Here is a 22,692-nt window from a genome sequence, read left to right on the forward strand (position 1 = left end):
GCCTGGGGGGCGCGGCTTCCATTCCGGGTGGATCGACCCTCCGGCTACTCCGGGAGGTCCTCCGGAGCCACCTCGATGCCCTTCTCCGTGGAGACCGGCGTGACGGCGGACGTGCCGTTCGCCGCGTTCGTCAGCTGCAGCTCCTTGGGGGAGAGCACCGGCGGACGGGTGGAGGGGGTGCGGCGGGAGGATCCGGTCCACGCGGGGCGGGCCGGACGCTTGACGATGGTCGAGAAGATCTCGGCGATCTCCTCCTTGCCCAGCGTCTCCTTCTCCAGCAGCGCGAGGACCAGGTTGTCGAGGACGTCGCGGTTCTCGACGAGGATCTCCCAGGCCTCGTTGTGCGCGGTCTCGATGAGCTTCTTGACCTCTTCGTCGACCAGCGCCGCGACCTCTTCCGAGTAGTCCCGCGGGTGCGACATCTCGCGGCCCAGGAACGGCTCGGTGTTGTCGCCGCCGAACTTGATCGCGCCGAGGCGCTCGGTCATGCCGTACTGCGTGACCATGGCCCGCGCCGTGGCCGTGGCCTTCTCGATGTCGTTCGCCGCGCCCGTGGTCGGGTCGTGGAAGACCAGCTCCTCGGCCGCGCGCCCGCCCAGCATGTACGCCAGCTGGTCGAGCATCTCGTTGCGCGTGGTCGAGTACTTGTCCTCGTCGGGCAGGACCATGGTGTAGCCCAGGGCCCGGCCGCGGGACAGGATCGTGATCTTGTGGACCGGGTCGGAGTTCGGCGAGGCCGCCGCGACCAGGGCGTGTCCGCCCTCGTGGTACGCGGTGATCTTCTTCTCGCGGTCCGACATGATCCGGGTCCGCTTCTGCGGGCCCGCCACGACACGGTCGATCGCCTCGTCCAGGACGTGGTTGTCGATCAGCTTCTTGTCCGAGCGGGCCGTGAGGAGCGCGGCCTCGTTGAGGACGTTGGAGAGATCGGCACCGGTGAAGCCCGGGGTGCGGCGGGCGACGGCGCCCAGGTCCACGTCCGGGGCGACCGGCTTGCCCTTCTGGTGGACCTTGAGGATCTCCAGACGGCCCTGCATGTCGGGACGGTCGACCGCGATCTGCCGGTCGAAGCGGCCCGGGCGCAGGAGCGCCGGGTCCAGGATGTCGGGCCGGTTCGTGGCGGCGATCAGGATGACGCCGCCCTTCACGTCGAAGCCGTCCATCTCGACGAGCAGCTGGTTGAGGGTCTGCTCGCGCTCGTCGTGGCCGCCGCCGAGGCCCGCACCGCGGTGCCGGCCGACGGCGTCGATCTCGTCGACGAAGACGATCGCCGGGGCGTTGGCCTTGGCCTGCTCGAACAGGTCGCGGACACGCGAGGCACCGACGCCGACGAACATCTCGACGAAGTCGGAACCGGAGATCGAGTAGAAGGGAACACCCGCCTCGCCCGCGACGGCGCGCGCGAGCAGGGTCTTGCCGGTGCCGGGCGGGCCGTAGAGGAGCACGCCCTTGGGGATCTTGGCGCCGACGGCCTGGAACTTCGCCGGCTCCTGGAGGAACTCCTTGATCTCGTGGAGTTCCTCGACGGCCTCGTCCGAGCCCGCGACGTCGGCGAACGTGGTCTTCGGGGTGTCCTTGGTGATCAGCTTGGCCTTGGACTTCCCGAAGTTCATGACTCGGGAGCCGCCGCCCTGCATCTGGTTCATCAGGAACAGGAAGACAACGACGATGAGGACGAAGGGCAGGAGCGAGAGCAGCACGCTCAGGAACGGGCTGGTCTTGTCCGGGGTGACGGAGTAGCCGTCCGGGATCTGACCGGCGTCGTACTTGGTCTGGAGGGTCTGGGCGAGCTGGACGCCCTGATCCCCGATGTAGTTGGCCTGGAACTTGGTGCCGTCGTGCTTGCCGAGCTTCTCGCCTTGCTTGAGCTCAATCTTGATCATCTGGCTGTCGCCGGTGGTCAGCTTGGCTGTCTCCACCTGGCCAGTGTTGATCGCCTTGATGACCTCGCTGGTGTCCACCGACTTGTAGCCGCCGCCGGAGCCGACGACATTCATCAACACGACCACGGCGAGGACGGCCAGCACGATCCACATGACCGGCCCACGGAAGTATCGCTTCACGTCCATCCATACGGGGCGCCAGGCGCCCCGTCCCTCCTGCCCGTAGGTAAATGCTGCTGTGTGAGTAAAGACTGTTCTTCGGAATGTACCCCTGAATTGTCACCCGCGGCCCGTGGGACGGGTGACAGACCCGCCTTCCCCTGCTCCAACGGCGGGAACCGCCCCCGGGTTCCCCGGCCGGGCCGGTGGTTCCCAGGGGGCCGCTCGGGGTCAGCCGCCGTAGACGTGCGGGGCGAGGGTGCCGACGAACGGCAGGTTGCGGTACTTCTCCGCGTAGTCGAGGCCGTAGCCCACGACGAACTCGTTGGGGATGTCGAAGCCGACCCACTTCACGTCGATCGCGACCTTCGCGGCCTCGGGCTTGCGCAGCAGCGTGACGACCTCCAGAGAGGCCGGCTGGCGGGAGCCCAGGTTCGACAGCAGCCAGGACAGCGTCAGCCCGGAGTCGATGATGTCCTCGACGATCAGGACGTGCTTGTCCTTGATGTCGGTGTCCAGGTCCTTGAGGATCCGCACCACGCCGGAGGACTGGGTTCCGGCGCCGTACGAGGACACCGCCATCCAGTCCATGGTGAGCGGGGTGGACAAGGCGCGCGCCAGGTCCGCCATCACCATGACGGCGCCCTTGAGCACGCCGACGATGAGCAGGTCCTTGCCCGCGTACTCCGCGTCGATCTTCGCGGCCAGCTCGGCCAGCTTCGCGTCGATCTCTTCCTTGGTGATGAGCACCGACTGGAGGTCGTTGCCCATGTCCTTCTCGTCCACCCGCATCACTTTCGTTGTCGGCCGGGGCTCCGGGGTGGCCCCCGGAGGACTCAGCCGTGTTTCAGCACCAATCAGCCCTGCCGGATGACAAGTCTGCCACCCTGGCGCTGGGCCTCCACCCGGCCGGGCAGGTTGATGGCACCCTGACCGCGCCATCCGGTGATGAGGCGGTCGACTTCCTCGATGTGGCGCGCGAAGAGGGAGCCCGCGGGGGAGCCGGCGGCGACGACGGCCCTGCGCAGCACCCGGCGGCGGACGGCCGGGGGGAGGGCGTACAGCTTGGCGCACTCCAGGCGGCCGTCCTCGTCGCGTACGCCGCGGTCCGCCTCGGCGGCCCAGGCGTCGAGCGCGTCGGCGTCGTCGCGGGAGAGCTGGGCGGTACGGGCGAGGGCCTCCACGACACCCTTGCCGAGCGCCTTCTCCAAGGCGGGCAGTCCCTCGTGGCGCAGGCGGGAGCGGGTGTAGGCGGGGTCCATGTTGTGCGGGTCGTCCCAGACGGCCAGGGACTGCACCATGCACGCCTTGCGGGCGGTCTGCCGGTCGACCTGGAGGAAGGGGCGGCGGTAGCGGTGGCTGCGTCCGGGACCGCCGGAGACTTCGGCCATGCCGGAGAGCGAGCGGATGCCGGATCCGCGGGCGAGTCCCAGCAGGACGGTTTCCGCTTGATCGTCCCGAGTGTGGCCGAGCAGCACCGCGGCGGCACCGAGGCGGTCGGCGGCCTCGTCCAGGGCGCCGTAGCGGGCGTCGCGGGCGGCGGCCTCGGGGCCTGCGCCGCGGCCGACGCGCACGGCGACGGACTCCACCGGGTCCAGGCCGAGGGAGGTCATGCGGGCGACGACTTCGGCGGCCCGCTGGTCGGAGCCGGCCTGCAGTCCGTGGTCGACGGTGATGCCGCCGGCCCGGATACCGAGTTTGGGGGCCTCGAAGGCGAGGGCCGAGGCGAGGGCCATGGAGTCGGCGCCGCCGGAGCAGGCGACGAGCACGAGTGGCGGGGTGCCCGAGCCGGTGCGACGGTCGGCACGGGGGATGCCTCCGGACGGAGTCCGGGGGAGGTCGGTGAGGTCGGTGAGGACGTCGTGGAGTACGCGGCGGACCGCCAGGCGTATCGCCGCGACCGCAGGATGGGGACCCATGTCCGGTGCCCTTCGATGGAGTTGGGATGCCTCGGAGGCTTCGGGTGGTGTGCGGGGGCGCTTGCCCGACTACCCCCGCAGAACGGAGAGGATGTCACTCAGAGTGCGTCGATGGTGACAGAACCGAGCCGTTCCCCGAGCATCGCACGCCCTTCTACGGCTCACGGTCCCTCGGACGGGTGATGCTGCTTCCCCCAGTGAGACATGTTTAGGCCTCTCCGTCACGTGTGGCGCGGGTGAACGTGGGAGAAGCGCCGGGACCGTGCGGCACGGGCCCGCCGGCGCGCGGCGGGCCCATGCGCCCGGGTGTCAGCCCTCCCGGTCCTCCCCGCCGGTCTCCCCTCCCGTCTCGCCCCCCTTGCCGTGGACCCGGGCCACCCAGTCCGCGGGCCGGTCGATCTCCGCCTTGGTGGGCAGCGTGTTCGGTGAGGTCCAGACCCGGTTGAAGCCGTCCATGCCCACCTGGCCGACGACGGCACGCACGAAGCGCTCGCCGTCGCGGTACTGGCGCAGCTTGGCGTCGAGGCCGAGCAGCTTGCGCAGGGCGGCGTCGAGCCGACCCGCTCCGCTGGCGCGGCGCTGCTGGAACTTCTCCCGGATCTCGGCGACCGAGGGCACCACCTGGGGGCCGACGCCGTCCATGACGAAGTCGGCGTGGCCCTCCAGCAGGGACATGACGGCGGTGAGGCGGCCGAGGATCTCGCGCTGCTCGGGGGTCTGCACGAGCTCGACGAGGGAGCGGCCCTCGTCTCCGCGCTCGGCGTCGGGGCGGGCGCCGGCGAAGGACTGGGCGGCCTCCCGGATGCGTTCGAGGACGGTCATCGGGTCCACGTCGGTGGCGCCGAGAAACGTCTGGATCTCGCCTTCGAGGTGGGCCCGCAGCCACGGGACGGCCGTGAACTGGGTACGGTGCGTCTCCTCGTGCAGGCAGACCCAGAGCCGGAAGTCGTGCGGGGCCACCTCCAGCTCGCGCTCGACGTGCACGATGTTCGGGGCGACGAGCAGCAGCCGGCCGCCCGCCGCGGAGGCCGGCAGGTCGCGGGAGACGGGCGCGAAGGTCTCGTACTGCCCCAGGACCCGAGAGGCCAGGAAGCTGAGCAGCATGCCCAGCTCGACGCCGGTGACCTTGCCGCCGACGGCCCCGAGCACGGCTCCGCCGGGGGCGGCCGCGCGGCGGTCCTGCATCTTGCCGAGGAGCGGCATGAGCAGCTCCCGGAATCCGGCGACGTTGGCCTTGACCCAGCCGGCCCGGTCGACGACCAGGACGGGGGTGTCGGGGACGGCGGCGCCGTCCGGGATCATCCGGGTGAACTCGCGTACGTGCCGTTCCGAGGTCCTGGCGTGCCCGCGCAGCTCGGCGACGACGGCCCGTGCCTCGTCCCGGGTGACCTCCGGGCCGGGACGTACCAGCCGGGTCGCGGTCGCGACCGCGAGGTTCCAGTCGACCATCTCCGCACCACTGATGCTCGTCATGCGTCAACCGTACGTGGGGGAGGCGTCCGGCGGACCCCTTACGGAGCGCCCGCGACAGCTGCGGCCAGCTTGTCGAGGCCCTTCTCGGCACCCTGGGGGCCGGGGCTGTTCGCCGTGAGGAAGGCGAAGGCGAGGAGCCTGCCGGCGGGGTCGACCACGGTGCCGGACAGGGAGTTCACTCCGGTGAGGGTGCCGGTCTTGGCGCGGACCAGGCCGGCCGCCGGGGAGGTGCCCGCGTTGCGGGCGCGCAGGGTCCCGGTGAATCCGGCGACGGGCAGCCCGGTGAGGACGGGCCGCAGCTCGGGGCGCTGCGGGTCGGCGGCCTTGGTGAGCAGGCCGGTCAGCAGGCTTGCGCTGACCTTGTCGGCGCGGCTCAGTCCGCTGCCGTCGGCGAAGCGGGAGCCGCTCGTGTCGATGCCGAGGCCGGCGAGCCGTTCGGTGACGGCCTTCTCGGCCCCCTCGAAGCTGGCGGGCCGGCCGGAGGCGAGGGCGGTCTGCCGGGCGAGGGCCTCGGCGATGTCGTTGTCGCTGTTGGTCAGCATCCGCTCGACGAGGCCGGCCACCGGGGCGGACCGGGTGACGGCCAGCGGCTGGGCACCGGCGGCCGGCCTGGCCCGGGCGGGTTCCCCGGTGACCGTGATGCCGCGCTCCGCCAGCAGGGCGCCGAAGGCGCGGGCGGCGGCACCGGCCGGGTCGTCGGTGCGGTCCACGGGCCCGGAGACGGAGTCGTCGGGGCGGCCCTCGTCGGCCGCCAGTGCGGTCACCGGGGCGATGTTGGGGTTGACGCCGATCGGGTGCCGGACGGGGCCGCTGTAGAGGCTGTCGTCGTACCCGAGGGTCACGGTGTCGGTGCCGGCGGCCTTGAGCGCCTGCGCGGCGTCGGCGGCGAGGACGACGAGGCTGCCGCCGGCACCGGCGGGGTTCTTCCGCTTCGCGGTGAGGGAGGGGTCGCCGCCGCCGACGAGGACGATCTGGCCGGGGGCGGCGCCGGGCACGACGGTGGTCCTGATCCGGTGCTCGGGCCCGAGCGCGGCCAGGACGGCGGCCGCGGTGGCGATCTTGACGGTGGAGGCGGGCGTCATCGCGGTCCGCGCCCCGGACTCGTAGAGCACCTGTCCGGTGGCGGTGTCCACGACGGAGGCGGTACGGACGGTGCCGAGGGCCGGATCGGCCAGCAGCGGGCCCAGCCTGGCGGCCAGTGTGCCGGCCGGTGCGGCCGCGGCGGCCTGCCCCTGCGGAACGCCGGGCCCGACGGCGGCCAGGACCCCGGGGGCACTGGGCGCGGCCTGCGGAAGGCGCTCGGCGCCGGCCGCGCCACCGTGATCTGCACCACCCGTGCGGCTCCAGGAGGCAGCCGCGTCCCGCTCGGCCTTACGCTGGCCGGAGTCCCACGGACCGGCGGCGGTCACGGCTGCCACCGACAGGGCGAGGCCGGCGACGGCCGCACCCGCGGTGAGCTGCCACGTCTTGACCAATGGCATCTCGGACCAGCCCCTTTCGCGATCACACATATGCGTGAGGGACACTTAACCACTGCGTCTTGCCGCGAGCATGGCACCCCACCCGAGAGGGACGGGCCGGACGCGCACGCAGTTGAATCAATGCCGTCTCGAAGCAATGAAGCTGATCATGGAGGAGCAGGACGTGGAGTTCGACGTCACCATCGAGATCCCCAAGGGTTCGCGGAACAAGTACGAGGTGGACCACGAGACCGGCCGGATCCGTCTGGACCGTCGCCTCTTCACCTCGACCAGCTACCCGGCCGACTACGGCTTCGTCGAGAACACCCTCGGTGAGGACGGCGACCCGCTGGACGCGCTGGTCATCCTCGACGAGCCGACCTTCCCGGGCTGCCTGATCAAGTGCCGCGCCATCGGCATGTTCCGCATGACGGACGAGGCGGGCGGCGACGACAAGCTGCTCTGCGTGCCGGCCTCCGACCCGCGCGTCGAGCACCTGCGCGACATCCACCACGTGTCCGAGTTCGACCGCCTGGAGATCCAGCACTTCTTCGAGGTCTACAAGGACCTGGAGCCGGGCAAGTCGGTCGAGGGCGCGAACTGGGTCGGCCGCGCCGAGGCCGAGGCCGAGATCGAGGCCTCGTACAAGCGCCTGGAGGCGCAGGGCGGCCACCACTGAGCCCAGGCTCGGTGGTAGCAGGGCCGGGGCACTCCCCCGCGCCCTCCGAAGCATGACGGCGGGCGGCATTCCCTCGGGGATGCCGCCCGCCGTCGTGCTTCCGGGGGAGCCAGGTTTCGACGGGGAGGAAACGGTTCCGCATACTGATGATCCGGGTGATCACGAACAGGAGGACGCGTGGCGGAGGCCGACGGGGCGGAGGACAAGAAGCCCCAGTCCGACGAGGCGCACAGCGCCTTCACGCCGCCTCCGGGCATGGAGCCGGACACGGCCGACGACGACCAGCCCACCTCCGAGTTCGTCCGCCCGCCGAACACCGGTCCGGCCCCGCCCGAGCCGGAGGGCTCGGCCTTCGCCGCGCCGGCCACCTACAGCGCCGCGCAATCCCCTCCCGCCTACACCCCCGGCCAGGGCTTCCCCGCCGTCCGGCTGAAGGAGTCGCCCTGGCAGGACCGCATGCGCACGATGCTGCGCATGCCGGTGGACGTGCGCCCCGTACCGGACCTCGTGCAGCGGCCGAGCGAGGCGGGGCCCGCCGTGGGCCGCGTGCTCGACCTGACGCTGCGCATCGGCGAGCTGCTGCTGTCGGGCGGCGAGGGCTCCGAGGACGTGGAGGCGGCGATGTTCGCCGTGGCCCGCTCCTACGGGCTGGACCGCTGCGAGCCGACAGTCACCTTCACCATGCTGTCGATCACGCACCAGCCGTCGCTGGTCGACGATCCGGTCTCGGCGAGCCGGACGGTGCGCCGCCGGGGCACCGACTACACCCGTCTGGCGGCGGTGTTCCGGCTGGTGGCCGACATCAGCTCGCCGGACACCGACATCACGCTGGAAGAGGCCTACCGGCGCCTCGCCGAGATCCGGCGCAACCGGCACCCGTATCCCACGTGGGTGCTGACGGCGGCCGCGGGGCTGCTCGCCGGGGCCGCCTCGGTGCTGGTCGGCGGCCGGGTGCTGGTCTTCTGCGCGGCCGCGCTGGGCGCGGTCCTCGGTGACCGGCTCGCGTGGCTGTGCGCCGGGCGCGGGCTGCCGGAGTTCTACCAGTTCGTGGCCGCCGCGATGCCGCCGGCCGCCTTCGGGGTGGCGCTCAAGCTCGCGGAGATCGAGGACATCAAGGCCTCCGCCGTGATCACCGGCGGACTGTTCGCGCTGCTGCCCGGGCGGGCCCTGGTCGCGGCCGTGCAGGACGGCCTGACGGGCTTCTACATCACCGCGGCCGCCCGGCTCCTGGAGGTCATGTACCTCTTCATCGGCATCATCATGGGCGTACTGGTCGTGCTCTATCTCGGCCTCCAGCTGGGCGCCTCGCCCAAGCCGGAGGAGGTCCTCCAGATCACCGAGCGGCCGCTGATCCAGATCGCGGCGTCGATGGTGCTGGTCTTCACCTTCGCGATCCTGCTCCAGCAGGAACGCTCGACCGTCTGGATCGTGACCCTGAACGGCGGGGTGGCGTGGGTGACGTTCGGAGCGCTGCACTACGCGGGCGGGATCCCGCCCGTGCCGGCCACCGCCGTCGCGGCCGGACTGGTGGGCCTCTTCGGCCAGCTCTTCTCCCGCTACCGCTTCGCCTCCGCCCTGCCGTACGTCACGGCCGCCATCGGGCCGCTGCTGCCGGGTTCGGCGACGTACTACGGGCTGCTGCTGATCGCCGAGGACCGGCTCAACGAGGGGCTCGGCTCCCTGGTGAACGCCGCGGCCATCGCGCTGGCCATCGCGATCGGGGTCAACCTGGGGTCGGAGACCTCCCGGCTGTTCATGCGCATCCCGGGGGCGGCGAGCGCCCGGAGCCGCGCGGCGGCGAAGCGGACCCGGGGCTACTGACGGCCGCCGGCGGCCCTGCGCTCGGGTGTCGGGGACGCGGAACGGGCCGCACCCCCTGCCCCGGTGGGGCGGGCGTACGGCCCGTTCGGCGTGTGCGGTCTCAGCGCTTGGCGTGGCGCCCGCGCTGACCCGGGGCCTGCGGGCCGGTGCCGTCGTCGGCGGCGACGGCCTCCGGGGCCCGGCCGGCGGCCGCCTTGGCCTCCTTGCGGGCCTTCAGCACCTCGAAGGCGACCGGGATGACGGACAGCAGGACGATGCCGACGAGGATCGGCTCGACGTTGTCCTTGATGAAGGAGATCTGCCCGAGCCAGTAGCCCGCGACGGTGACGCCCGCGCCCCACCCGATGCCGCCGATGATGTTGTAGGTGAGGAAGGTGCGGTACTTCATCGTGCCGGCGCCCGCGACCATCGGGGCGAAGGTGCGGATGATCGGCACGAAGCGGGCGAGCACGATGGCCTTGGGGCCGTGCTTGTCCATGAACTCGTGTGCCTTGTCCAGGTTCTCCCGCTTGAAGAGCTTGGAGTTCGGACGGTTGAAGAGCTTCGGCCCGAAGAACTTGCCGATCATGTAGCCGACCTGGTCGCCGATGATGGCCGCGGCGACGATGAGGGTGCAGACCAGCCACAGCGGCTGCTTGATGTACTGCCCGTCCGCGACCAGCAGACCGGCGGTGAACAGCAGGGAGTCGCCGGGGAGGAAGGCGAAGAGACCCGACTCGGCGAAGACGATGACCAGGATGCCGATCAGACCGAAGTGCGAGATCAGGTAGTCCGGGGACAGCCACTCAGGGCCGAGCGCAAGCGTATACACGGGTTCCGGGCTCTCCTGGATCGAGGGGGACGTGCCGATGGGGGCGGTTTCAATTATCAACGCACACGACCCCCGCCCGGTTCCAGGTACCGGCGGGGGTCGCCTGCGGGATATTCCGCTTACACCTGGCGCACGGCGTTCGCGAGGATCGCGTCGCGCAGGTGCGCCGCGAAGCCCGGCTTCATCGCATCGTAGAACGCCGTGAAGCGCTCGTCCGCCACGTACATCTCGCCGAGGCAGGTGTGCATCTCGTAGGGGCAGTCGTAGAACCACGTGTGGATGTGCAGGCGGTGCTCCTCTGCGAGGTCCATCGCACGCTCGCCGTCGGCGGCTTCGCCCGCCTCCATGGCCGCCGCGTAGCGGCGGCCCCATGCGGCGGACTCGTCCTGGATCCGCTGCCAGTCGTCCTTGGTGTACGAGGCCGCCCGGCGCTGCGACTCGGCGTACGCCTCGGTGTCGCCCCAGCGCTCCTCGGCCTCCTGTGCGTAACGCTCCGGGTCCTTGTCCCCGAAGACCTCGAACTTCTCCTCGGGCGTGAGGTTGATGCCCATCTTCTTCGCCTCCATGGCGTGCTCAACGGCCTTGGCCATCTGCTGGAGCCGGGCGATCCGGTCGGTCAGCAGGGCATGCTGCCGGCGCAGATGCTCCTGTGGATCCGACTGCGGGTCGTCCAGCAGGACCGCGACCTCGTCGAGGGGGAAGCCGAGCTCCCGGTAGAACAGGATCCGCTGAAGCCGGTCCAGGTCGGCGTCGTCGTACCGCCGGTGTCCCGCGCTGCTGCGGCCGCTCGGGGAGAGCAGGCCGATCTCGTCGTAATGGTGCAGGGTGCGCACCGTGACGCCGGCGAAACCGGCGACCTGGCCCACGGAGTAGCCCATCGCTTCCCTCCTCTGCTCGGGTACGCCCTTCACTGTGGTTCCTCACGCCGCGTGAGGTGCAAGCCCTTTCCGCCAGCTACCTGCTCAGGCCCCGGTAGCGGCCCACCGCCAGCGGGAAGAAGACCGCGAGCAGCAGGAGCGGCCAGGCGACCGCCGGCAGGGCCGCGTGGTCGGCGGCCCACGAGGGCGCGGCCGCGGCCGGATTGCCGAACAGGTCGCGGACGGCCGTGGCCGTCGCCGAGAGCGGGTTCCATTCCACCACCGCTCCCAGCCAGCCCGGCATCGACTCCGGCGCGGCGAACGCGTTGGACAGGAAACCCACCGGCCACACCAGGATCTGCACCGCCTGCACCCGTTCCGGCCGGCCCGCGACCATGCCGAGCCGGATACCGATCCACAGCATCGCCAGGCGCAGCAGCAGGACGGTGGTGCCGCCGCCGACCAGCGAGCGGACCGCGCCCCACACTTCGGCGCGGCCGCGCGGGTCGAGGCCGGTGGTCGGCTCGTCCAGGAACAGCACCTGCGGGTCCGTGATCAGGGAGGCGGCGAGGTCGAGCCGGCGCCGCATACCGCCGCTGTACTGCCTGACCGCCTTCCGGCCGGTGGCCGCGAGGCCGAAGCGCTCCAGCAGTTCGTCGGCGCGCCGCCCGGCCCGGCGCGCGCCCAGGTGGTGGAGGCGGCCGAACAGGTCCAGGTTCTGCCGGCCGTCCGGCCCCTCGCCCCGCCCGGCACCCCGCCCTTCACCTAGCCCATGGCCTTGGTGCCGTCGATGGATTCGCGGACGATGTCCGCATGGCCCGCGTGCCGGGCGAACTCCTCCACCAGGTGCAGCAGCATCCAGCGGACCGAGACCTTGGCGTCCTTCGGGAACCACGGCGCCGGCGGCAGCGGAAAGGTGGCGTCCAGGCTCGGGACGGCGGCGACGAAGGCCTCCGTCTCCTGTCGGATCCCGTCCCAGAACTCCAGGACCGAGGCCACGGACTCGCCCTCGGCGAGCCGGAAGGCGTTCGCGTAGTCCTCCTCGGTGCGCTGCCGTTCGTTCGGCTTCCGCTGGGCCATGCGCAGCCAGCTCAGCTCGCACTCGGCCACGTGCTTGAGCAGCCCGGACAGGCTGAGCTCGCTGGCGCTGGGGCGGCTCGCCGCCTGCTCCTCGTCCAGCCCGGCCAGCGTCCCGCGGATCGCCGCGCGCTGGGACTCGACGAAGGCGAGGAGCGTGCCGCGCTCGTCGCCGAGGACCTCGGTGGACATCTGAGTCATGACTGACCGCCTCCGCGTGCTGTCGCCGGGGGCCTCTCCCCCGACACCCCCACGCTACGCAGGGATGCGGTCGGTTCCTGTCCTAGTTGGCGGCTCCGTCGGGGGCGTCCTCGTGGTCCGGGCGGATCGCGGGCAGCTCCGTGGCCGGCTTCGGCAGCAGCGCCTTGGTGAGGTCCTGCCTGCCGGTCGGGTCGAGCCCGTACATCGCCTCGTAGATCTTGCGGACGGCCGGACCGGAGGCACCGGAGCCGGTGCCGCCCTGGGAGATGGTCATGACGATCGCGTAGTCCTCGGTGTACGAGGCGAACCAGGAGGTGGTCTGCTTGCCCTGGACCTCGGCCGTACCGGTCTTGGCGTGCATCGGGATCTGCTTCTGCGGCCAGCCGCCGAAGCGCCAGGCGGCGCTGCCGTTGGTCGCCACCCCGGCGAGGGCCCGGTCGATGTCATCGCGCGTCCTGGCGTCCATCGGGAGCCTGCCGGCCTCCTTGGGGGCGATCTCCTCCACCGACGTCCCGTCGGCGCTGACGATCGCCTTGCCGACGCTCGGCCGGTGCAGGGTGCCGCCGTTGGCGATGGCCGCGTAGACCGACGCCATCTGCAGCGGGGTGACGAGGGTGTCGCCCTGACCGATCGAGTAGTTGATCGCGTCACCCTCGCGCAGCTGGTTGCCCTGGCGGCAGTTCTCGTAGGCGATCCGCTCGGCGAAGCTGCCGTTCTTCTTGCCGTCCCGGCACCAGGCGTCCTTGTTGGCGTCGAAGAAGTCCTGCTTCCACGCGCGGTCGGGGATCCGGCCGGGCACCTCGTTGGGCAGGTCGACGCCGGTGCGCTTGCCCAGACCGAACGCGTGGGCCGTCTTGAAGAACCAGTCGTTCGGATCCTTCTTCGGCTTGATGCCCCCGTCCTTCTTCCACTCCTGGTCGGCGAGCAGGTAGTAGACCGTGTCGCAGGAGACCTCCAGGGCCCGGCCGATGGTGATGTCGCCGTGGCCCTGCGACTCGAAGTTCGTGAAGGTCTGGCTGCCCACCGAGTACGAGCTGGGGCAGGGGTAGCGGTTGTTGAAGGGGTAGCCGGCGTTGACCGCGGCGGTGGAGGTGACCACCTTGAAGATGGAGCCCGGCGCCGCCTGCCCCTGGATCGCCCGGTTCAGCAGCGGGTAGTTGGACTTCTTGTCGGTGAGGGAGGCGTAGTCCTTCGCCGAGATGCCACCCACCCAGGCGTTCGGGTCGTAGGTCGGGTTCGAGGCCATCGCCACGATCCGGCCCGTCTTGGCCTCCATCACCACGACCGCGCCCGAGTCGGCCTCGTAGTTGCGCCCGGTGTTCCTGTCGTGCACCTTGCGCGCTTCGATCATGGCGTTGTTCAGCTCGCGCTCGGCGACGGCCTGCACCCGGGAGTCGATCGAGGTCACGACGTTCGAACCGGGCTGCGCCGGGTCGGTCCGGCCCTGCCCGATCACGCGCCCGAGGTTGTCCACCTCGTAGCGGGTGATGCCGGACTTCCCGCGCAGTTCCTTGTCGTACGTGCGCTCCAGACCGGAGCGGCCCACCTGGTCGGAGCGCAGGTACGGCGAGTCGGTCTTCTTCGCCTTGGTGATCTCTTCGTCGGTGACCGGGGAGAGGTACCCGAGCACCTGAGCGGTGTTGGCCTGGTCCGGGGCCGCGTAGCGGCGCAGCGCGGTCGCCTCGGCGGTGATGCCCGGGAAGTCCTCGGGGTGCTCACGGATCTGCAGGGCCTGCTCCGTGGTCGCCTCGTCGCTGACCGGGATCGGCTGGTAGGGGGAGCCGTTCCAGCAGGGCTGCCTGGTCTTGGAGTCGCAGAGCCGCACCTTGTCGATGACTTCCTGGGGGTCCATGCCGAGGACCCCGGCGAGCCGGGTCAGCACGGACTTGCCCTTGTCCTTCATGGTCAGCAGCTCGGTGCGGCTGGCGGAGACCACGAGGTGGGTCGCGTTGTCGGCGAGCGGTACCCCGCGCGCATCCAGGATGGAGCCGCGCACGGCCGGCTGGACCACCTGCTGGACGTGGTTGTTCTTGGCCTCGTCGGTGTACTCGGAGCCGTTGCGGATCTGGAGGTACCAGAGCCGTCCGCCCAGTGTGAGCAGGAGGGAGAAGACCACGACCTGGATGACGACGAGCCGGTTCTGGACCCGAGGGGTCCGGCCGGTCTCCGGTATGTTGCTCAACTCGATCTCCCCCGGGCGGCTGCCTACGCCCGGTCGAGTCTAGGGGTGCGCGGACCCTCGATCAGAACGGGAAGGCGGTCCGCCCGTGCTGAACGGAGATCCACTTCTGGGTGGTGAACGCCTCGACCGTGGCCTCGCCGTTGAGCCTGCCCAGGCCCGAGGCCTTCTCCCCGCCGAACGCGGCCAGCGGTTCGTCCCCGATCGTGGAGTCGTTGACGTGGATCATCCCCGTCTCGATGCGCTGGGCGAAGCGGACGCCCCGCTCCACGTCCCGGGTGTGCACGGCGCCGCTGAGCCCGTACGGGGTCGCGTTGGCCAGCCGCACCGCCTCGTCCTCGCCGTCGAAGACCACCAGCAGCGCCACCGGGCCGAAGATCTCCTGGCCCAGGAGCGGGGAGTCCTCGGGGATCCCGGCGAGCACCGTGGGCTCGACCAGGTTGCCGCGCGTAGACCCCCGTACGAGTGCCTGCGCGCCGGATTCCACGGCCTGGTCCACGAGTGCGGTCAGGGCGTCGGCCTGGAAGGAGTTGATCAGCGGGCCGATGTGGGTGTCGGCCTCGCGCGGGTCGCCCGTCCTCAGGCCGCGCACGCGGGCGGTGAACTTCTCCGTGAACTCCTCGGCGACGGACGCGTCGACCAGGATCCGGTTGGCGGCCATGCAGACCTGGCCCTGGTAGACGAATCGGCTGAAGACGGCGGCGTCCACCGCGTAGTCGAGGTCGGCGTCATCGAGGACGACGAGCGCACTGTTGCCGCTGAGCTCCAGGACCGTGCGCTTGAAGTGGCGGGCGGCGATCGCGCCGACGTGCCGGCCGACCCGGTCCGACCCGGCGAAGGAGATCACCTTGGGGACGGGGTGCGTCAGGAGCGCGTCGCCTATCTCGGCGATGTCGGTGACCAGCACGTTCAGCAGGCCGGCCGGGAGCCCCGCGTCCTCGAAGATCTTGGCGATCACGCCGCCGCCCACGACGGGGGCGTTCTGGTTCGGCTTGACCACGACCGCGTTGCCGAGGGCCAGGGCCGGCGCCACCGACTTCAGGGTGACCAGGAAGGGGAAGTTGAAGGGGCTGATCACGGTCACGACGCCGACGGGCAGCCGCTGGACCCGGTTCTCCTTGCCCTCCACGGGCGAGGGCAGGATCCGGCCCTCGGGGCGGACAGCCAGCTGGAGCGACTCGCGGATGAACTCCATCGCGAGGTGGACCTCGTACTCGGCCTTGGGACGGGTCCCGCCGAGTTCGTCGATCATCGCCTCGACGATCTCCTTCTCGCGCTCCTCGGTGATCCGCAGGGCGCGCTCCAGAACCGCGCGTCTGACGTACGGGCTGGTCGTGGCCCACTCCCGCTGGGCGCGCTCGGCGCCGCGGTACGCCCGGTCCACCTGCTCGACGGTGGCCACGGTGATGGCCGCGAGCTTCTCACCGTTGTACGGGTTGACGTCGATGATGTCCCACGAACCGTTGCCGGCCAGCCATTCGCCGTCGATGTACTGGTGAGCGAGGTCGCTGAATATGGACATGCCATCCCTTACTGCGAGCGCGCACCCGTGCGCTGCACCGGAGACCGATCGGTCATCATGCACTGATCAGACGTCATACTACGTGCGGATCAAGACAGTTGGAGTAGGCCGCGAAGAAGATCCCTGGTCCGGTCGGGATCGGGGCAGTCGGCCTGGAGGCGCTCCATGGCCCGTTCGTACTGCCCCACTTCCTCGCCCTTGTCCAGGTAGAGGGCACTGGTGAGCTGTTCCAGATAGACGATGTCCTGGAGGTCGGACTCGGGGAAGCGGAGCAGGGTGAAGGCTCCGCTCTCGCCCGCGTGCCCGCCGAAGGAGAAGGGCATCACCTGGAGCTGCACGTTGGGCCGCTCCGAGACCTCGATGAGGTGCTCCAGCTGACCGCGCATGACGTTGCGGTCGCCGTACGGGCGGCGCAGCGCGGCCTCGTCGAGCACGGCGTGGAAGACGGGTGCGTTCTCGGAGACGAGCACCTTCTGCCGCTCCAGGCGCAGCGCGACGCGGCGGTCGATCTCGGCGGCGGTGGCGCCGGGCATGCCGCGACTGACGACGGCGTGGGCGTAGGCCTCCGTCTGGAGCAGGCCGTGGACGAACTGCACCTCGTAGATCCGGATGAGCGACGCGGCACCCTCCAGACCGATGTAGGTCTGGAACCAGCCCGGCAGCACGTCGCCGTAACTGTGCCACCAGCCGGTCGCGTTCGCCTCGCGCACCAGACCCAGCAGGGACTCGCGCTCGGTGCTGTCCGTTACTCCGTAGAGCGTGAGGAGGTCCTCGACGTCCCGCGCCTTGAAGCTCACCCTTCCCAACTCCAAGCGGCTGATCTTCGATTCGGATGCGCGGATCGAGTAGCCGGCCGCCTCACGGGTGATGCCGCGGGATTCTCGGAGTCGCCTGAGCTGGGAGCCCAGGAGGATGCGGCGCACCACAGAACCGCTTGCTTCTGCGGTCACTCGTACTGCCCTCCCCATCGCATTGGTGTGCGCGTGGCGTGCGCGTGCCCGGGGCCCCCGCTCCCCAGAGGCCGCAAGTCTGCCACCAAAACGCATCGGGCCGTACTCGTTCTGTAACGGAATCCCGTCTTCGGGAAAAGAAGTCCGTAAGTATGCGTAGGAAGAAATGAGCAAGAACCGTCACGTGAGTGGACAGGTCCGGCGCATGCACGTGCATCTGCCCTTGCATCCGGCCCGGGCATTCGGAACGATGGTCCCCGCGCACCTGCGTGCTCTTCGCGCCGGCGCGGGACCCACCCCGCAGTTCTCTTTGGACACAAGCCACCGCTTCGTCCGCGAATCCCGGGAGTGCCTCGCATGGGGACGAATGGATCGACCATGCTCGAGCCGTTACGGCAGGGGCTTCCCCCGGTCGACCCCACGGCTGTCTCCGGGTCCGCCTCATGCGCTCTGCCCGCGCGGTTCGACGCGGTGCGCGGCGCCCGCACTTTCACCCGCTCGACGCTGTCCCAGTGGGGCCTCGACGACCGCTTCGACGACGTGGCCCTGGTCGTCTCCGAGCTCGTCACCAACGCCCTGCGCCATGCCCTGCCCGAGGAGTCGCGGGGGCCGGACGCCGAGCCGGGGCCGCCGGTGCGGCTGCACCTGATGCGGTGGAGCACCCGGCTGGTGTGCGCGGTGCGCGACCCCAGCGAGGACCGGCCCGGCGGGGCGTTCTCGCCGGAGCGGACCGAGGAGAACATCGACCTGGAGTCCGGGCGCGGACTGTTCCTGGTGGACTCGTACAGCGACAGCTGGGGCTGGCACCCGCTGGCGGGGCGGCTGACCGGCAAGGTGGTCTGGGCACTGTTCCTGCTCCACGACTGAGCCGGCCGGGCCGGCCGCCGGACGGCCTGCTTCAAGACGACTGGCCGGGACCGATCACTGCGATCGGTCCCGGCCAGTGCACGTGCATGGCTTGATGAGTGCGCCGTTCCGTCAGCCGATCAGATGATCGAACTCGCCGTCCTTGACGCCCAGGAGCAGGGCTTCTATCTCGGCCGGCGTGTAGACGAGCGCCGGACCGTCCGGGAAGCGCGAATTGCGCATGGCGACGTCGCCTCCCGGCAGCTTCGCGAACTCCACGCAGGAACCCTGCGAGTTGCTGTGTCTGCTCTTCTGCCACGTCAGCTCAAACAAGGAAGCGAGTTCTGCAGCTGCCATCCCGTTGTACGCGTGGTCCACAGGAAGCCCCCGATAGTGCAGATGTCAACTCCACCGGATCATAGCTGTGTTCACCAGCTGCTGCATGCGCAGATGCACGTGCACGCGGGGTGTTCCGATGATCACAGACAGGTCCGCCCGATCGCCGGGCCGGAGCGGCCGGAGTACCCCCACCCCCCGGAACCGGCCCATGACGCCGGAAAGGGGCGGCATTCAGGATCTCTTCAGATTTGTCCGGAGCGCCGTCCTGCCTGTTCCATGGGCCGGGCGCGCGAGGGATCCCGAAGAGAAGCCGGACCGTCCGAGAGGGGAACACTTTGCTCCGCAACGCCGTCCAGCCCTGGCACCTGCTCATCGTCCTGGTGGTCCTGCTGCTGGTGTTCGGTTCCAAGAAGCTGCCCGACATGGCCCGCTCACTGGGGCGGTCGATGCGCATCCTGAAGTCGGAGGCCCGGGCCCTGCGCACGGACGAGACCCCGTAGCCGAGCCCCTACGGCAGGGGGCGGCGGCGGCCGCCCATGTGGGCCCGGTCGGCGGCCGCGGTGCCGTCCTCCCAGCCCGCGTGGTCGGTGGCGCCGCGCAGCCGGGTGGTGGTGGTCCGGGGGAACATCTCCTCGGCCCGGGAGGTGACCGCCACATCGCGGGCCACCAGGGCCGGCAGATGGTCCGGGGCCTCCGCCGCCGCGTGCTCGGCCGTCTCGGCGAGCCGGTGGCCGAGCCGACTGGCGTAGGCCAGCAGGAAGGACTGCCGGAAAGTCTTGGTCCGCTTGCGTCCGCCCGACCGCTGCGCGGCCTCCGCACGGGTCATCGCGGCCGTTCCCTGCACCAGGAGCGAGGTGTAGAGCAGCTCCACCGCCTCCAGGTCGCTCTCGAAACCGACCACCGTGGAGAACTCGAAGCCGCTGTTCCACACCGCCCGGCAGCGGTTGGCGGTGGCCACCGCGTCGAGGAGTACCGCCTTGGCCTCCTCGTACGGCGGCTCGACACCGATCCGGCAGGCCGCGGGCACCTGGGCGGGCCCTCTGCCGCTCGCCGCGAGCAGCGCCTCGTCCACGGTGTGCCGGGCCATCAGCTCCTGGGCCTTGGCACTGAGCGCCTCGGCCTCCTGCGGATAGGTGGTCGCCTCGGCCTTGGCGAGCAGGGCCCGGATCCGGCCCAGCATGCGCGGCTCGATGTGGGCGTGCTCCGCGAGGGCGTCGACCGGGTCGCCGGGCAGCGGACCGATCGGCTCGATCGAGGGCAGCCGGACCAGCAGCCGCAGCACCTCCAGGAATGCGGTGGCCAGGGTGAACCGGTCGGCGCGTTCGCGCCCGGCGAGCGCCTCGGCGTACGCGTCGTCGTCCGTCCACCAGACCTCGCCGGCGTCCCAGCGGGCCGGGAGGCGGGCGTAGCGGCGCGCCTCGGCGGCGATCAGGTCCCCGGCGATCCGCAGGTGCCGCTCGCCGAGGTCCCGGCGGACCAGCCGCAGCACGTCGGCCGGCCGCCAGCCCCGCTCCCACCCCTGCCGTACGTACGCCTCCCCGCGCGCGAGCAGCTCGCGACCCACGCCGGGCCAGCGTCCGGAATCGGCGACCAGCAGCGAGGCCCCGGTGTCCAGCCCGGCGTCGTCCAGGGCGTGGAGGGCCGCGGCGAAGGCGCGGTCGACGGTCTCGGCACGTTCTGTCACGCCTCTCAGCTTGGCATGTCCCGCTTCGCGTCCCGTTCCCGGTGGCGGCCGGGGCCCGCGGCACGGTGCCACGCGGCCGGGGCCCGGCGCGCGGCCGCTGTCGGCCCCCGGTGGGACACTCGCACCCATGAGCGACCGCACTCCCCGGTGGGCCCTCGCCGAGGACGGCGACGGGTGGTGGCACGCCGCGCCCGTGCACCCCGCGGAGGCGACCCCGGCGAGCGCGCATCCGACGGCAGCGAACCCGCTCCGCGTCCGTGACCCCGCCGACGCGGTCCGCTCCGCCCCGCCCGGCACCCGCTGGGTCTGGCGGTCCACCGCCGCGGTCTACCCCCGGCTGCTCGCGGCCGGTGTCCGCGTCGAGCGGTGCCACGACATCGAGGACGCCGAGCTGCTGCTGCTGGGCCACGAGGGCCGCTCCGGCGAGCCCCGCTCGGCCGCCGCCGCCTGGGCCCGGCTGAACAACGCCCCCGTGCCACCCGATCCGCCGCAGCGCGCCGCCGCCCCCCGCGCCCAGGACTCCCTCTTCGACCCGCAGCCCGCCGCGGTCTCCCTGGACGCCCTGCTCGCCGTCCACGCCGACCAGGTGAAACGGCTCGACGCGACCGCCCGGCCCGACCGGATGCGGTTGCTCGTCGCCGCCGAGTCCGCCGCGTTCCTCGTCGCCGCCGAGATGAACCGCGCCGGTCTGCCCTGGCGGGCCGACGTGCACCGGGCCCTGCTGACCGAGCTGCTCGGCGAACGGTACGCGGGCGGCGGTGAGCCCCGCCGCCTCGCCGAGCTGGCCGACCGCGTCTCGGCGGCCTTCGGCCGGCGCGTGCGCCCCGACCTGCCCGCCGAGGTCGTCCGGGCCTTCGCCAAGGACGGGATCAAGCTGAAGTCCACCCGCCGCTGGGAGATCCAGGAGCTGGACCACCCCGCGGTGGAACCGCTGATCGCGTACAAGAAGCTGTACCGGATCTACACCGCCCACGGCTGGTCCTGGCTCGGCGACTGGGTCCATGAGGGCCGCTTCCGACCGGAGTTCGTCCCCGGCGGCACGCTCACCGGCCGCTGGGTCACCAACGGCGGCGGGGCCCTGCAGATCCCGAAGGTGATCCGCAAGGCCGTCGTCGCCGATCCGGGCTGGCGGCTCGTCGTCGCCGACGCCGACCAGATGGAACCGCGCGTGCTCGCCGCGATCTCCCGCGACCCCGCCTTCATGGAGGTCGCCGGGCGACCCGAGGACCTCTACACCGCCGTCTCCCGCCAGGGCTTCTCCGGCGACCGCGAGAAGGCCAAACTGGCCGTCCTCGGGGCCGTCTACGGGCAGACCTCCGGGGACGGCCTGAAGAACCTGGCCGCGCTCCGCCGCCGCTTCCCGCAGGCCGTCGCATACGTGGACGACGCGGCGAAGGCCGGCGAGGAGGGCCGGCTCGTGCGCACCTGGCTCGGCCGCACCTGCCCCCCGCCCGCCGGCTCCGGCGAGGGCGACGAGGCCGGGGACGGGGGCGTCGACCCGGGGGAGGGCGAGCTGGTGGGCGAGGCCGGCGCCCGACCGGACCGGGAGGACGCCCGACCCCCGGGCCACGCCTCCCCCCATGCCCGGGCCCGCGGCCGGTTCACCCGGAACTTCGTCGTCCAGGGCAGCGCCGCCGATTGGGCCCTGCTGCTGCTCGCGGCCCTGCGGCAGGCGACCGCCGGGATGCGCGCGGAGCTGGTCTTCTTCCAGCACGACGAGGTGATCCTGCACTGCCCGGCCGAGGAGGCCGGGGCCGTGGTGGAGGCGATCCGCGCCGCCGGCGACCGGGCCGCCCGGATCTGCTTCGGCGATACCCCGGTCCGGTTCCCGTTCACGACGGCGGTCGTGGAGTGCTACGCCGACGCCAAGTGACACCCCGGCCCGACCCGGCCCTCGGCCACCGGACCGCGCTGCCGCCCTTCTCGTCGGGCCCCGCTGTTTCAGCCCGTGCCCGACCCGGCTCCCGTCCTGCCCCGCTCCGGTTCGGCGGCCGGCAGGTCGTTCAGCGCCGGGTGCCAGACCGGTGAGGTGACCAGGGCCTTGAGTCGGGCGCTGTCCAGGGGCGGGGCGGGCCGCGAAACGGCCGCCCCCTTCTGCGCCGGGGCGTTCCACTCGGAGACCTCGACCAGGAAGCCGGCCGGGGTCACGAGGACGGCCCGCCAGCACTTGGTGTCCACCCGGCGGTCCGCGTACTCGTACCCCTTGTGGACCAACAGCTTCGAGCCGTCCGGCAGCCGCTCGGTCCGGCAGTCGTCGTATCCCTGGATGCTCCTGTCCCCACACCGGGTGAGCTGGTCGGCGTGGCTGCCCCCGGGATCCACCCGGGAGAGGCTGAGGGCCACGGCCGCCTTGCCCCTCCCGTCGTCGTACACGCCGGAGACCGCCGCTCCGCCCTCGCTGTCCGTGCCGCGCGCCACCGTGGCGGTCAGCGCCCCGCCCCCGCCCGACAGCGCCTCCTCCAGGTCGGCCATCATCCGTTCGGCGCCGACCGCGCCGCTGCCGGTCCGCGGCTTCCCCGCCCAGCCGTCCGGCGCGCCACCGGACCCGCCCGAACCGCCCTCCGGCATCGGCCGCGCCACGGCGTGGCCCGGGTCGACGCCGCCCCCGCCGCCGAGGAGCCCGCCGACGGATGCGCCCGCCGTCGCGATCAGGGTCAGGGCCAGGGCCAGCACGGCCCCTCCGGCGACGGCGGCCCGGCGGCGCGCCACCAGGCGGCGGCCACGTGCCTCACCGGCGTCCGCCAACGCGTGCCCGTCGGCCGTGAAACCGGCCCCCGCCTGCCGGAGGGCCGTACCGAGATCATCTTCGAACGACATGGGGCATCGGGCCTT

General features: G+C 71.6%; 19 protein-coding genes and 1 pseudogene. 5 read left to right on the top strand and 15 right to left on the bottom strand.

Features of this window, described 5'->3' with window-relative positions:
• Positions 1–44: 44 nt before the first annotated feature.
• From ftsH to dacB, 5 genes are all read right to left on the bottom strand, one after another.
• On the bottom strand, positions 45–2,069 hold the full coding sequence (gene ftsH / locus ACFW2G_RS01870; protein ID WP_037921127.1) for an ATP-dependent zinc metalloprotease FtsH: 2,025 nt from the start codon (positions 2,067–2,069) through the stop codon (positions 45–47).
• Positions 2,070–2,273: 204 nt separating this feature from the next.
• The gene (hpt, locus tag ACFW2G_RS01875) at positions 2,274–2,834 is read right to left on the bottom strand and encodes a hypoxanthine phosphoribosyltransferase (protein ID WP_030010907.1); all 561 of its coding nucleotides are present in this window, start codon (positions 2,832–2,834) and stop codon (positions 2,274–2,276) included.
• 65 nt (positions 2,835–2,899) lie between these two features.
• Positions 2,900–3,961 carry a tRNA lysidine(34) synthetase TilS gene (gene tilS / locus ACFW2G_RS01880; RefSeq protein ID WP_037921125.1) on the bottom strand — a complete coding sequence of 354 codons (1,062 nt, stop codon included), beginning with the start codon at positions 3,959–3,961 and terminating at the stop codon, positions 2,900–2,902.
• Between the two features lie 309 nt (positions 3,962–4,270).
• Entirely contained in the window at positions 4,271–5,434 is a 1,164-nt protein-coding gene (locus ACFW2G_RS01885) for a zinc-dependent metalloprotease (RefSeq protein ID WP_052030443.1), read from the bottom strand.
• A gap of 38 nt (positions 5,435–5,472) precedes the next feature.
• Positions 5,473–6,915, bottom strand: coding sequence for a D-alanyl-D-alanine carboxypeptidase/D-alanyl-D-alanine-endopeptidase (gene dacB, locus ACFW2G_RS01890; protein ID WP_384447417.1), 1,443 nt, complete (start codon positions 6,913–6,915; stop codon positions 5,473–5,475).
• A 163-nt stretch (positions 6,916–7,078) separates the two neighbouring features.
• Between dacB and ACFW2G_RS01895 the strand changes: the two genes are divergently transcribed.
• On the top strand, positions 7,079–7,573 hold the full coding sequence (locus ACFW2G_RS01895; protein ID WP_030031597.1) for an inorganic diphosphatase: 495 nt from the start codon (positions 7,079–7,081) through the stop codon (positions 7,571–7,573).
• Between the two features lie 177 nt (positions 7,574–7,750).
• Positions 7,751–9,394 (top strand): threonine/serine exporter ThrE family protein, encoded by a 1,644-nt coding sequence (locus tag ACFW2G_RS01900; protein WP_384447414.1) that lies wholly within the window; start codon positions 7,751–7,753, stop codon positions 9,392–9,394.
• A gap of 100 nt (positions 9,395–9,494) precedes the next feature.
• On the opposite strand, the gene ACFW2G_RS01905 is transcribed toward ACFW2G_RS01900, so the two are convergent.
• The 7 genes and pseudogenes from ACFW2G_RS01905 to ACFW2G_RS01935 all read right to left on the bottom strand — a co-directional run bounded on the left by ACFW2G_RS01905 (position 9,495) and on the right by ACFW2G_RS01935 (position 17,009).
• Positions 9,495–10,205, bottom strand: coding sequence for a VTT domain-containing protein (locus ACFW2G_RS01905; protein WP_037921116.1), 711 nt, complete (start codon positions 10,203–10,205; stop codon positions 9,495–9,497).
• A gap of 119 nt (positions 10,206–10,324) precedes the next feature.
• Positions 10,325–11,083: a MerR family transcriptional regulator gene (locus tag ACFW2G_RS01910; RefSeq protein ID WP_384447411.1), complete on the bottom strand. Its 759-nt coding sequence runs from the start codon at positions 11,081–11,083 to the stop codon at positions 10,325–10,327.
• Positions 11,084–11,159: 76 nt separating this feature from the next.
• Complete coding sequence (locus ACFW2G_RS01915) at positions 11,160–11,924, bottom strand: ATP-binding cassette domain-containing protein (protein WP_384584255.1); 765 nt, start codon at positions 11,922–11,924, stop codon at positions 11,160–11,162.
• On the bottom strand, positions 11,828–12,340 hold the full coding sequence (locus ACFW2G_RS01920) for a DinB family protein (RefSeq protein ID WP_037921113.1): 513 nt from the start codon (positions 12,338–12,340) through the stop codon (positions 11,828–11,830). Before ACFW2G_RS01920 ends, ACFW2G_RS01915 begins: the two co-directional genes overlap by 97 nt.
• A gap of 100 nt (positions 12,341–12,440) precedes the next feature.
• A pseudogene (gene mrdA / locus ACFW2G_RS01925) lies at positions 12,441–14,522 on the bottom strand (penicillin-binding protein 2); the annotation flags it as partial.
• Positions 14,523–14,583: 61 nt separating this feature from the next.
• Positions 14,584–16,041: an aldehyde dehydrogenase family protein gene (locus tag ACFW2G_RS01930; protein WP_384447409.1), complete on the bottom strand. Its 1,458-nt coding sequence runs from the start codon at positions 16,039–16,041 to the stop codon at positions 14,584–14,586.
• An 89-nt stretch (positions 16,042–16,130) separates the two neighbouring features.
• On the bottom strand, positions 16,131–17,009 hold the full coding sequence (locus tag ACFW2G_RS01935; RefSeq protein ID WP_052030441.1) for a helix-turn-helix transcriptional regulator: 879 nt from the start codon (positions 17,007–17,009) through the stop codon (positions 16,131–16,133).
• Between the two features lie 360 nt (positions 17,010–17,369).
• On the opposite strand from ACFW2G_RS01935, the gene ACFW2G_RS01940 reads away from it, so the two are divergent.
• The gene (locus ACFW2G_RS01940; protein ID WP_384447406.1) at positions 17,370–17,858 is read left to right on the top strand and encodes an ATP-binding protein; all 489 of its coding nucleotides are present in this window, start codon (positions 17,370–17,372) and stop codon (positions 17,856–17,858) included.
• A gap of 111 nt (positions 17,859–17,969) precedes the next feature.
• On the opposite strand, the gene ACFW2G_RS01945 is transcribed toward ACFW2G_RS01940, so the two are convergent.
• Entirely contained in the window at positions 17,970–18,215 is a 246-nt protein-coding gene (locus tag ACFW2G_RS01945) for a DUF397 domain-containing protein (RefSeq protein WP_030656519.1), read from the bottom strand.
• 296 nt (positions 18,216–18,511) lie between these two features.
• Between ACFW2G_RS01945 and tatA the strand changes: the two genes are divergently transcribed.
• On the top strand, positions 18,512–18,676 hold the full coding sequence (gene tatA, locus ACFW2G_RS01950) for a Sec-independent protein translocase subunit TatA (RefSeq protein ID WP_037921107.1): 165 nt from the start codon (positions 18,512–18,514) through the stop codon (positions 18,674–18,676).
• Positions 18,677–18,684: 8 nt separating this feature from the next.
• Here tatA and ACFW2G_RS01955 read toward each other — a convergent pair whose 3' ends face one another.
• Positions 18,685–19,860: a DUF2786 domain-containing protein gene (locus ACFW2G_RS01955; RefSeq protein ID WP_037921106.1), complete on the bottom strand. Its 1,176-nt coding sequence runs from the start codon at positions 19,858–19,860 to the stop codon at positions 18,685–18,687.
• A gap of 127 nt (positions 19,861–19,987) precedes the next feature.
• Here ACFW2G_RS01955 and ACFW2G_RS01960 point away from each other — a divergent pair, with 127 nt between their 5' ends.
• Positions 19,988–21,733 carry a bifunctional 3'-5' exonuclease/DNA polymerase gene (locus ACFW2G_RS01960; protein ID WP_384447403.1) on the top strand — a complete coding sequence of 582 codons (1,746 nt, stop codon included), beginning with the start codon at positions 19,988–19,990 and terminating at the stop codon, positions 21,731–21,733.
• 68 nt (positions 21,734–21,801) lie between these two features.
• Here the strand turns inward: ACFW2G_RS01960 and ACFW2G_RS01965 are convergent, their stop codons facing one another.
• The gene (locus ACFW2G_RS01965) at positions 21,802–22,677 is read right to left on the bottom strand and encodes a hypothetical protein (protein WP_384584238.1); all 876 of its coding nucleotides are present in this window, start codon (positions 22,675–22,677) and stop codon (positions 21,802–21,804) included.
• Positions 22,678–22,692: the final 15 nt, after the last annotated feature.

Source organism: Streptomyces sp. NPDC058880 (genome assembly GCF_042742535.1).
Taxonomy (GTDB): Bacteria; Actinomycetota; Actinomycetes; order Streptomycetales; family Streptomycetaceae; genus Streptomyces.

Bases quoted from the DNA above. Each gene is read 5' to 3' on its own strand.
- hpt (WP_030010907.1), bottom strand. From the start codon at position 2,834: ATGCGGGTGGACGAGAAGGACATGGGCAACGACCTCCAGTCGGTGCTC.
- ACFW2G_RS01920 (WP_037921113.1), bottom strand. From the start codon at position 12,340: ATGACTCAGATGTCCACCGAGGTCCTCGGCGACGAGCGCGGCACGCTC.
- ACFW2G_RS01960 (WP_384447403.1), top strand. From the start codon at position 19,988: ATGAGCGACCGCACTCCCCGGTGGGCCCTCGCCGAGGACGGCGACGGG.
- ACFW2G_RS01965 (WP_384584238.1), bottom strand. From the start codon at position 22,677: ATGTCGTTCGAAGATGATCTCGGTACGGCCCTCCGGCAGGCGGGGGCC.
- dacB (WP_384447417.1), bottom strand. From the start codon at position 6,915: ATGCCATTGGTCAAGACGTGGCAGCTCACCGCGGGTGCGGCCGTCGCC.
- ACFW2G_RS01940 (WP_384447406.1), top strand. From the start codon at position 17,370: ATGCTCGAGCCGTTACGGCAGGGGCTTCCCCCGGTCGACCCCACGGCT.
- tilS (WP_037921125.1), bottom strand. From the start codon at position 3,961: ATGGGTCCCCATCCTGCGGTCGCGGCGATACGCCTGGCGGTCCGCCGC.
- ACFW2G_RS01930 (WP_384447409.1), bottom strand. From the start codon at position 16,041: ATGTCCATATTCAGCGACCTCGCTCACCAGTACATCGACGGCGAATGG.
- ACFW2G_RS01885 (WP_052030443.1), bottom strand. From the start codon at position 5,434: ATGACGAGCATCAGTGGTGCGGAGATGGTCGACTGGAACCTCGCGGTC.
- ACFW2G_RS01910 (WP_384447411.1), bottom strand. From the start codon at position 11,083: ATGGGCTACTCCGTGGGCCAGGTCGCCGGTTTCGCCGGCGTCACGGTG.
- ACFW2G_RS01935 (WP_052030441.1), bottom strand. From the start codon at position 17,009: ATGGGGAGGGCAGTACGAGTGACCGCAGAAGCAAGCGGTTCTGTGGTG.
- ftsH (WP_037921127.1), bottom strand. From the start codon at position 2,069: ATGGACGTGAAGCGATACTTCCGTGGGCCGGTCATGTGGATCGTGCTG.